The 9,084-nt window shown below is 42.1% G+C and carries 8 protein-coding genes and 2 pseudogenes; 5 read left to right on the plus strand and 5 right to left on the minus strand.

Going from position 1 to position 9,084, the window contains the following annotated elements:
- From JIG41_RS11135 to JIG41_RS11155, 5 genes and pseudogenes are all read left to right on the plus strand, one after another.
- Window positions 1-143 (plus strand): annotated as a pseudogene (locus JIG41_RS11135) (winged helix-turn-helix domain-containing protein); the annotation flags it as partial.
- 77 nt (window positions 144-220) lie between these two features.
- Window positions 221-535 carry an IS66 family insertion sequence element accessory protein TnpA gene (gene tnpA, locus JIG41_RS11140; RefSeq protein ID WP_004588657.1) on the plus strand — a complete coding sequence of 105 codons (315 nt, stop codon included), beginning with the start codon at window positions 221-223 and terminating at the stop codon, window positions 533-535.
- Complete coding sequence (gene tnpB, locus JIG41_RS11145; RefSeq protein ID WP_004588658.1) at window positions 532-882, plus strand: IS66 family insertion sequence element accessory protein TnpB; 351 nt, start codon at window positions 532-534, stop codon at window positions 880-882. Before tnpA ends, tnpB begins: the two co-directional genes overlap by 4 nt.
- Before the next feature lie 82 nt (window positions 883-964).
- Window positions 965-2,467, plus strand: a pseudogene (tnpC, locus tag JIG41_RS11150) (IS66 family transposase).
- 85 nt (window positions 2,468-2,552) lie between these two features.
- Complete coding sequence (locus JIG41_RS11155) at window positions 2,553-2,855, plus strand: hypothetical protein (protein ID WP_199524741.1); 303 nt, start codon at window positions 2,553-2,555, stop codon at window positions 2,853-2,855.
- Between the two features lie 217 nt (window positions 2,856-3,072).
- On the opposite strand, the gene JIG41_RS11160 is transcribed toward JIG41_RS11155, so the two are convergent.
- Genes JIG41_RS11160 through JIG41_RS11180 form a run of 5 tightly spaced genes read right to left on the minus strand, consistent with a single transcriptional unit; the run spans window position 3,073 to window position 8,962 of the window.
- Window positions 3,073-3,246 carry a hypothetical protein gene (locus tag JIG41_RS11160; protein WP_199524742.1) on the minus strand — a complete coding sequence of 58 codons (174 nt, stop codon included), beginning with the start codon at window positions 3,244-3,246 and terminating at the stop codon, window positions 3,073-3,075.
- Window positions 3,247-3,256: 10 nt separating this feature from the next.
- Window positions 3,257-4,084, minus strand: a complete 828-nt coding sequence (locus JIG41_RS11165; protein ID WP_312000492.1) for a SprT family zinc-dependent metalloprotease — start codon at window positions 4,082-4,084, stop codon at window positions 3,257-3,259.
- 5 nt (window positions 4,085-4,089) lie between these two features.
- Window positions 4,090-7,374, minus strand: a complete 3,285-nt coding sequence (locus tag JIG41_RS11170) for a type I restriction endonuclease subunit R (protein ID WP_199524743.1) — start codon at window positions 7,372-7,374, stop codon at window positions 4,090-4,092.
- Window positions 7,375-7,389: 15 nt separating this feature from the next.
- Window positions 7,390-7,998, minus strand: a complete 609-nt coding sequence (locus JIG41_RS11175) for a histidine phosphatase family protein (protein ID WP_199524744.1) — start codon at window positions 7,996-7,998, stop codon at window positions 7,390-7,392.
- Between the two features lie 4 nt (window positions 7,999-8,002).
- The gene (locus JIG41_RS11180; protein WP_199524745.1) at window positions 8,003-8,962 is read right to left on the minus strand and encodes a methyltransferase; all 960 of its coding nucleotides are present in this window, start codon (window positions 8,960-8,962) and stop codon (window positions 8,003-8,005) included.
- Between the last annotated feature and the right edge of the window lie 122 nt (window positions 8,963-9,084).

The following is a 9,084-nucleotide window of genomic DNA, read 5'->3' on the forward strand; positions in this document are numbered from 1 at the left end:
AGCGGTCGCGTTGGAGTAGTGAATTATTCGCACTGCTACTGCATAAGCTTTACCGTATCGTTATTCATAGCTCAACTCTCAGGCGGTGGTTGCCACAAGTCGGCATCGTCTGGCGTCGTGCGGCACCGACGCTGTATATCCGTAAGCGTCCGGCCAAACCCACCTAGCAACACCATTTTTTGTATTTGAAAATACCTTCAACTTTTTATTGGAGGTCATTATGAATTCACCCATCCCTAAACGTTGGCTAGAAATCCTAGCGCTTCGCTCATCATTTACTGGAACGAATGAAGCGTTTTGCAAACACCATCAAGTATCTATCAGCTCGTTTTATAAATATAAAAGCATGCAACAGGTGAAATCTTCAGGTGCATCACCTCAATTTGTCCGAGTTGAGCAACAAACCCAACGCACACACGTCAGTATCACTGAGCAACCAACGATTAACTTTAATACGCGCACTGGCCAACTGACATTACCCACAACACTTAACTGTGATGCTATCGTCTCAATTATTAAAGGTCTATCAGCATGAATATGTTTGTTAATCCGCCCGAGGTGTACTTATGTGCTGAGCATGTGGACTTTCGTAAATCCATCAATGGCCTTGCGGCGTTGGTGGAATGTGAGCTTGAATTACCCGTGCTATCGGGCGCGCTGTTTGTGTTTTGTAATAAAAAGCGCGACAAGTTAAAGCTTCTCTATTGGGATAAGACAGGCTTTGCATTGTGGTACAAGCGACTTGATAAGCACAGGTTTAAATGGCCTAAGCTTAAACGTGACACCATGACACTGAATGAGCAACAATTACATTGGCTATTATCAGGGTATGACGTTATTGGCCATGAAGAAATCAACGTCAGTCAGCACACAGTGACTTAATTACTTAGATCAATTGATATGATCATCAAGGTTTAAGTTATTAACCCTATTCATTGTGCATAAAAGCCGTAAAATAAACGGCATGAACGATGTATTTACCTTACAACAACGCATTGCTGAGCTTGAAAAACAGCTTAAATATGAGCGCGAAGTATCTATACAGAAAGATGCTAAAATCGCCTATTTATATGAGCAATTCCGTTTAGCCCAACAAAAGCAATTCGGCAAAAGTGCTGAAGGCTTTGTAGGGCAAGGTGAATTATTTAATGAAGTTGAAGAGATTGCTGAGAAAGCTGAGCCTGAGCAGCAAGGAATTAGCTACACCCGCAACAAGCCTAAACGCAAGCCACTGCCAAAAGACTTACCCCGTGAACAAGTTATCCACGACATAGCAGATAAAAGCTGTGCATGTTGCGGTGGTGAGTTACATAAAATCGGTGAAGATACTGCTGAAAAGCTTGAGTTCATTCCAGCACACGTCAAAGTGATTGAACATATTCGCCCTAAATACGCCTGTCGTGAGTGTGAAAAATCAGGCACTGGGTCAACGATAAAGCAACAGCCTATGCCCGCCATGCCCATTAACAAAGGCGTTGCCACCGCGAGCTTACTTAGCCAACTCATCACCAGTAAATATCAATATGGTTTACCGCTTCATCGCCAAGAGAGCATGTTTAAGCAATACGGCATTGAGCTGAGCCGCAAAACCATGAGCGATTGGGTGATTAAGTCAGCAGCGCTGTTTACCCCGCTGGTTAAACGGTTAAATGAAGAATTACTCAAGCAACCACTCCTTAACGCTGATGAAACCACGGTCAATGTGGTGAAATCAGATAAAGTGAATAGTTACATGTGGGTGTACTGCTCAGGTGCTGACTCACCTAAACCCGACAGCCCCATCCCTAACATCGTGCTTTACGACTACCACACTAGTCGCGCAGCCGCCTGCGTGATGGATTATCTTGATGGCTATCAAGGGTACTTACATGTTGATGGTTATTAAGCTTATGAAAAGACACAGGCCAGTCTTGTGGGGTGCTGGGCGCACGCACTTCGGAAATTCATTGAAGCGAAAAAGCTGCAAGGGAAAAATAAGACAGGCAAAGCCGATGTGGTGCTCAGCTTAATACAAAAGCTGTATGGGATAGAGTCACGGTTGAAAGATAAATCAGCGGATGAGAGTTACCAGACTCGACAAGCACAGAGTAAACCGATACTCGATAAACTCAAACAGTGGCTTGAAAAACATCAGCCAAACCTTGTTGGTAATAGTAAACTCATTGATGCCGCCAATTACATGGCAAACCAGTGGCCGAAACTCATTGAGTACATTAATGATGGGCGACTGAGTATCGACAACAAACGTGCAGAAAGAGCCATCAAACCGTTTGTGATAGGCCGTAAGAACTGGCTGTTTAGCCAAACAGCGACAGGTGCTAACGCAAGCGCGATACTTTACAGCATCATCGAAACAGCCAAAGCCAACGGCTTAGCGCCATACGATTACATCACCGCGTGTTTAGATGAGCTGTGCCAATCAACACCTGATATCGATAGTCTATTACCGTGGAATTTTAAAGGCTAGGCGGTGATCACCGGACGGATACCTACAGCATGTTCGTGACTTTATTTACTCTCGCCTTAACAGTCACTTTGCATATGTGACTGATGTGGATGCTAAAAGTACTCAGCTAATCGGTTGGAAAGAAGCAGAGGAATGTCCTCAAACGAAAGAGAAGCAGTTAACCTTGAAGATTCCACCTAATGGTTGGCGTACGATTGCAGAGCGCTCAGGCCTTAAACCAACTGAGCTTGCAAAAGTTTGTGTCCAAAATGGTTTAATGCAGAAGCCGTCGGAGGCGCTGGGCCAGAAGAGCCAGAAGGGCTATCAGTTTAACTCTACACTTCCTGGCATGGGATCGGTTAAGCACTATCGCTTGAAAGTTGCTGATATCGTAAATTGTACATCGTAAATTGTACTAGCTCAGACTTGATCTGACAGTTACCCGTTTTTCAATCGGTGAATGTCAGTTTAGATTTGAGCTAAATTCTTTTCAGCTAAATTCTTTTCAGCTAAATTCTTTTCAGCTAATACACGTAAATAGCTAATAACATTCTCAAGCTTAATACTTTACTGTATTAAGCTTTTTTAATCTGCGACGACTCAACTCAAAATTTGCCATAGCCCCTTTAATCATCCACAACTTCAATCGTTACATGTTGAGCACCAAAGTACGTACTTTCATCCACTTCATAGCGCAAGGTTTCATCGCAGTGTGGGCAATCAAAGGTTTCATTAGGCTCAATGCATTCATCTTCTAGCCAATCCCAGCCAATATATTTTTCACAAGTTGGGCATTTCATTCAGCAATCCTTATTCATTCAAATACATCTCCGCCATGCCATCTAATTTGGCTTTTACTTCTTTCCAGTTTGGCATTACTTGCGTTAATAAGCGCCAAAAACGCTCGCTATGATTGTGTTCGGCTATGTGGCAAAGCTCATGTAAAATCACGTAATCAATGCATTCTTTCGGTGCTTTAACGAGGTGAGGGTTGAGCATCAAGTTGCCTTTGGTTGAGCAGCTTCCCCATTGCTTTTTCATTGCCATTACACGAAAAGAAGGAATGCCTGTTACCCACGTGGTTTTTGGGAGTAGTTCTGCAAGGCGCTCATGAAAAATGGCTTTTGCTTTGTGTTGATACCACTTGTCAATAAGTGGCTTAATTTTAACCACTCGATCATCAATATCTTTACTGGCTTCATGCTTTATCGTGACGTTTAATTTGCCACGGCTTAGCTTTACGTTAGGTACTTGCTCGACATCAACAATTACCTTGAGTACATAGCGCTTGCCTAGATAAAACTGGGTTTCGCCACTCACATAACGCTTATGCAATACCGTGTCTTTTTGCTTTGCAAAGTCATTAATACTCTGCCATATCCACCTTGCGCGCTTATGCATAGCATCAACAATAGCATCTTCGCTAGCATCATGAGGTACAGTTGCAACAACACGTTGATCAGGATGAACCTTAATAACGACCTTACGTGCTACTTTTTTAGCGGTATCATTAGGCTTTGGTTTACGAATAACGTCATAGCGAATAGTGTCGTTACCATAAGTAAAAACACCGTGTTCGTTGGTTGTTGCGCTGCTCTTTTTAGAATGAATAGCAGTGGCTACTGTTTTTGGCGTCACTTACATTAGCCTCTAGCTATGCCTAATCGGGTTATCTTTAACACTTCTTCAATCAGCCTTTGTGCGTTATCAAGGCCAACCTCAGTAAACAGTATGGGTAATAACTTCATGTGAATGGCGTTCTCAATTTCCACAGGATTAATGGAATACTCAGCAACCGCATCATTCACGACGGCATCAATACTAAACGCCAACGCTACTAACTTGTCGTTATCCAGAGCTTTTTCCGTCAAGAATTCAGCATCAAATAGGTGCTTAAACAAACCAAAATAGGCTTGTGCATGTTTATTTAACTTGCCGGAGTCATCTACAAAGTCATTAGGAACATCAGCCACCTTGCGGTCTTTCACTTCTTGCTCAAAGTCAGCAAAAAGAATGTACTGCTTTACTGGCGCATCAAACATCGCTTTAGCATCTTCAATTGCCTTTTTAAGCATCTTAGAGAAATACTCCTGTGCATAAGGATCATCTGCTAAGTCTTGCTCAATCATCTTAGTGATTCGGCCTGTGATTTTATCAGTCTGGTTACGGGCCTCATCATCGCTCATGTCTTGCGGCTTAACATCTTTACCTAAGTTACCTACTAAATACGCGCCATCAGGTTCTTTAACTTCAATACCTGCTATGTGTTTATCAAGCAAGCTGCGGATATCTTCTGCGTATTCATCATAATTAATGGTTTCATCGGCATCTTCACGTACTTGCTTACGTAAATCGACAAAGGCTTTTAAGTCACGTTTGTACAAGTCGCGTTTGTTATCGAATGACTTATCTTCAAAGTAGGTGGCTGATTGCAGCGCTACTTTCATACAGTTTGAAAATGCCGTGAGTATTGAGTAAAAATCATCACGCTTTTTAAGGTTGGTATCGGTGAGCTTACCATCAACCTCATGTACTTTTGGTGCTAGAGCTTGGCGTAAAGCGGGGCCATCTTGTTTGTTTTTAACCCCTTCAAATATCGCCCATAAATCACTGTGTAATCCTGGCAGCTTTTTATACTCGGTGTCCATGCTGTTATACAACCCTTTTAGGTCGTCTATATCAAAGCCCCCTTGGGTGCGCTCCGCAAGGTCTTGATACTTTTCTATGGTGGTATCAAGTTCTTTTAATATGCCTCGGTAGTCAATCAAGTAGCCAAACTGCTTTTTGCTATGCAAACGGTTAACGCGGGCAATGGCTTGAATCAAGTTGTGCTCTTTAAGGGGTTTATCTATATACAATACAGTGTTCTTCGGCTCGTCGAAGCCCGTTAACAGCTTATCAACTACGATCATGATGTCAGGGCCATCATCTCTGCCAAAGTCTTCAATAATGGCTTTGGTGTAGGCTTTTTCGTCCATTTTATCAACATTGGCTTTCCACCAATTTTGCACAATGTCTTTGCTTTCTTGATCAACTACATCATGGCCCTCACGTGTGTCAGGAGCCGACATTGCAACAACTGATGTCACAGTGCCAATTTTATCTAACGCCTCTTTGTAGCGTATTGCAGAGGCTTTTGAGTCACATGCCAACTGGCCTTTTAAACCATGTTGTTTAAAGTTTTGGAAGTGGTCGGCAATATCGTAAGCAATTAACTCAATACGACCTTCTGTTTGATAAATCTGACCTTTTTGCGAAAACTTTCTTTTTAAATCAGTTTTTTGTTTGTCGCTCAGCTTACTGGTACTGCGATCAAACCATGCATCAATCGCTTTGTCGTTAACGTTTAGCTCAGGAATACGTTCTTCATACAAAAGTGGGGTCACGGTTTTATCTTCAACCGCTTGCTGCATCGTGTAAGAGTGAATGATTTTACCGAACTTGTTTTCGGTCTTATCATCTTTTAATAGAGGTGTACCTGTAAAGGCGATAAAAGCAGCTTTAGGCAGGGTTTGCTGCATACGGATATTATTTTCACCGTTTTGGCTGCGGTGACCTTCATCCACCAACACAATAATATTAGGGCTATCGTTGTAACAGTCTTTGTGTTTTATGGCAGAGCCGAACTTATTAATGATCGAGAAAATAACGCGTTCGTTAGCTTGACCAATTTGCTCAGCCAAACGCTTACCTGTGGTCGCCATCGCACCTTTTTTATCTCGGTCGGTGAGTACACCACCAGATGCAAACGTACGGCTTAGCTGGTCTTCTAAATCCACTCGGTCAGTCACAATAATTACGCGGCACTGCGCAAGCTCTTCAAGCCATATAAGCGCCTTAGATAAAAACACCATAGTAAACGACTTACCACTACCTGTGGTATGCCAAATAACACCGCCTTCACGTGCGCCAGTGTCATCAAACGTATTAATACGCTCTATCAGCGCCTTAATACCAAACACCTGCTGGTATCGAGCTACAATCTTGCCTGCTTTTTTATCAAATAAGGTAAACAGTCGGGTCATATCCAGTAGGCGCTCAGGGCGTAATAAACTTACAATCAGCCTGTCTTGGTCGGTTACCGTCAGCTCACCTGCGGTAATAAGCGACTGGTAATCATCTTTATCTTTTGTAGGGCGATGATTAAAGAGCGCATTTAATTGCTCATCTCGTAGCGTATGGTTTTTAAGCCTGACAAATTCAGCCTCCGGTATTTGCTCTTCTTTCCACTTCGCCCAAAACTTCTCAGGGGTGCCGCACGTTGCATACAAGCCCTCATGCCCGTTTATGGCTAACAGTAACTGGCTATAGGCATATAAGTGAGGAATTTCATCTTGCTTTTGGTTACGAATGTGCTGCGAAATTGCCTCTGCATTGGTCGATTTACCCTCTTTTTTTGAGTCGGGGCGTTTTGCCTCAATCACCACTAATGGCAAACCATTCACAAAACACACAATGTCAGGTCTGCGGTTGCCCGTCCCCTCAGTATTTTGTACTACTAACTCTTCGGTACAATGAAACGCATTGTTATCAATATTATGCCAATCAATCAGCTTAATAGTGGGCGAGGCTTTTTTACCATCAATAAATTCAGTCACACTCACGCCGTACATTAGCGCATCATAAATCTTCTCGTTAGCCGCTTTTAGCCCAAGGTTCATGGCAGGGTTCAGCTCATGCATTACCTTATCAATGGTTGCTTCTGAGAGCGCATGCTGCTTACCTGCAAACGAAAATGTCTGTTTGGCTAAAAAGGCACGCATCACAGGTAACAACACAACCTGATGGGTGCTTTTGTTACTTGCTAACGTATTACCGCGAAGGCTTTCACACTCACTCGGTGGAATAAACGTATAGCCCAAGTTAGTTAGCAGTGTAAGCGCGGGAATTTTTGCGCTAAATTCTTCTTGAAACTTAATGGTTGTCATTGTGCTTAATCATCCTTAAATTACATCGCCTACTAAGTTAGGTTTTTGAGAATAACTTACATATATTTGCTCACCACTTAACTTTATTTCCAAGTAACCCAGAAAGTTAGGCCAATCTTGAAGCGTTAATCGTTTGTCTCCAATACGAGCCGCTAAGGTGGCTAATATGGTGTCGTGAGTAACCCATATATGTACTCCATCAGCCGAGTTATTCAACAGTGCTTTAATATCACTAAAAATACGTGCAGCCGAATTGTTTAAATCATAAAAACCATCCCATGACTCAGTACCTGAAAGCAAATGTAAATTTACTGCTTTATGGCCTTTTTTCAGCCAATGTTGCCAAGCTAAGTCACCATCTTTAATAATAAAACCAGGATCGCCTAATAGGCGGCACTGCTGTATATCATTAGGTTTAAAGTGAGTCGCCTGAGCTATTAGTTCGGCTGTTTGCACACATCGACCAATAGGGCTGGTTCTAATACTCAATACTTGACCGCTTAATAGCGAAGCAAATAATTTACTCTGCTCAATACCTTCATCAGTCAGCATTACATCATTACCCACAGTGTTCGGTGAAATATCGGGCCGAGCAGCATGTCTTACAATGAGCACTCTTTTCATTTGTTTATGTCCGTATTAACTTCATTACAGTTACTAAGCCATCTTTTTTAATAACCGAATCAATGCAAAGCCCTGCTTTTTTAAATAGCGCTTCAAATTGGCTTTGCGTCCTTTCTTGTCCACCTGTCACTGTGAGTAAATGTAAATCGCAGAGAGAGCCACCAAAACTGTACTCATCAAGTAACATTTCAAACACATAAATCGCCCCATTATCTTGTAACGAGGTTGCTGCATTTAAAAGAATTTGCAAAGCATTGGTATCGTTCCAGTCATGAAGCACACGCGAAAGCATTATTTTATTTGCCTTAACAGGCCATGTTTCAAAAAGGTCAAAGGCTCTCTTATTATTGAATTCACTAGAATCAATAACACCTGCAAGGTCACCCAAAATCACATTTGAAGACGGGAACTGATCAAGAATAAGCTGTGCTAATAAACCATTGCCACCCGCAGCATCAAAAACAACATCGCCTTTTTCAATATCTAAATAGCAAACAAGCTCTTGATAATCTTTTAAAGCGTAGCTGCGCAGCATATTGTGATGCCTTTGGGTATGCTCCTTGGACAAACTTACTTGTTTAAAAATATCATCAGCTTTAATGTCTTCTTGCATTAATTGTGTGAGGCTATGCCACCTTTGCATTAACTCACCACGATACTCTATCGCTGCACTCGCAAGCGACATAGGATGGTTTGTATTTAAAAAAGCCCCTTTGGGTAATACATGCCAAATGTGTTGTTCGCACGTTACCAACCCTAACTCTGCCAAGGCATTAAGTAGGCGAGTTAACCGTTTTTCTAGTGTGTTTGTGTGTATGGCTAATTGAGCTGTGTTGTTAGGTAAGTAATCAAATACTTTTAAATCAGCGGCGGCTGCAATAGTAAAGGTTCGCCAGTAGCCAACCATATCAGCAGATAAAGCTCCAAAGTCATCATTCTTTGCAGCTCTAATACCATTCCGCATAAAGATTAAATCAATTTAATCCATTCCCGATTGCACATTTTCTTCACTCGATCCGGGATTGAAATAAAGTGATTCCATGCCTTTGAAACTTCATCGACAATTTCGTCATAGCCCGAAAACAC

The sequence above is a fragment of the Pseudoalteromonas sp. bablab_jr011 genome, from assembly GCF_016464045.1.
Classification (GTDB): domain Bacteria; phylum Pseudomonadota; class Gammaproteobacteria; order Enterobacterales; family Alteromonadaceae; genus Pseudoalteromonas; species Pseudoalteromonas lipolytica.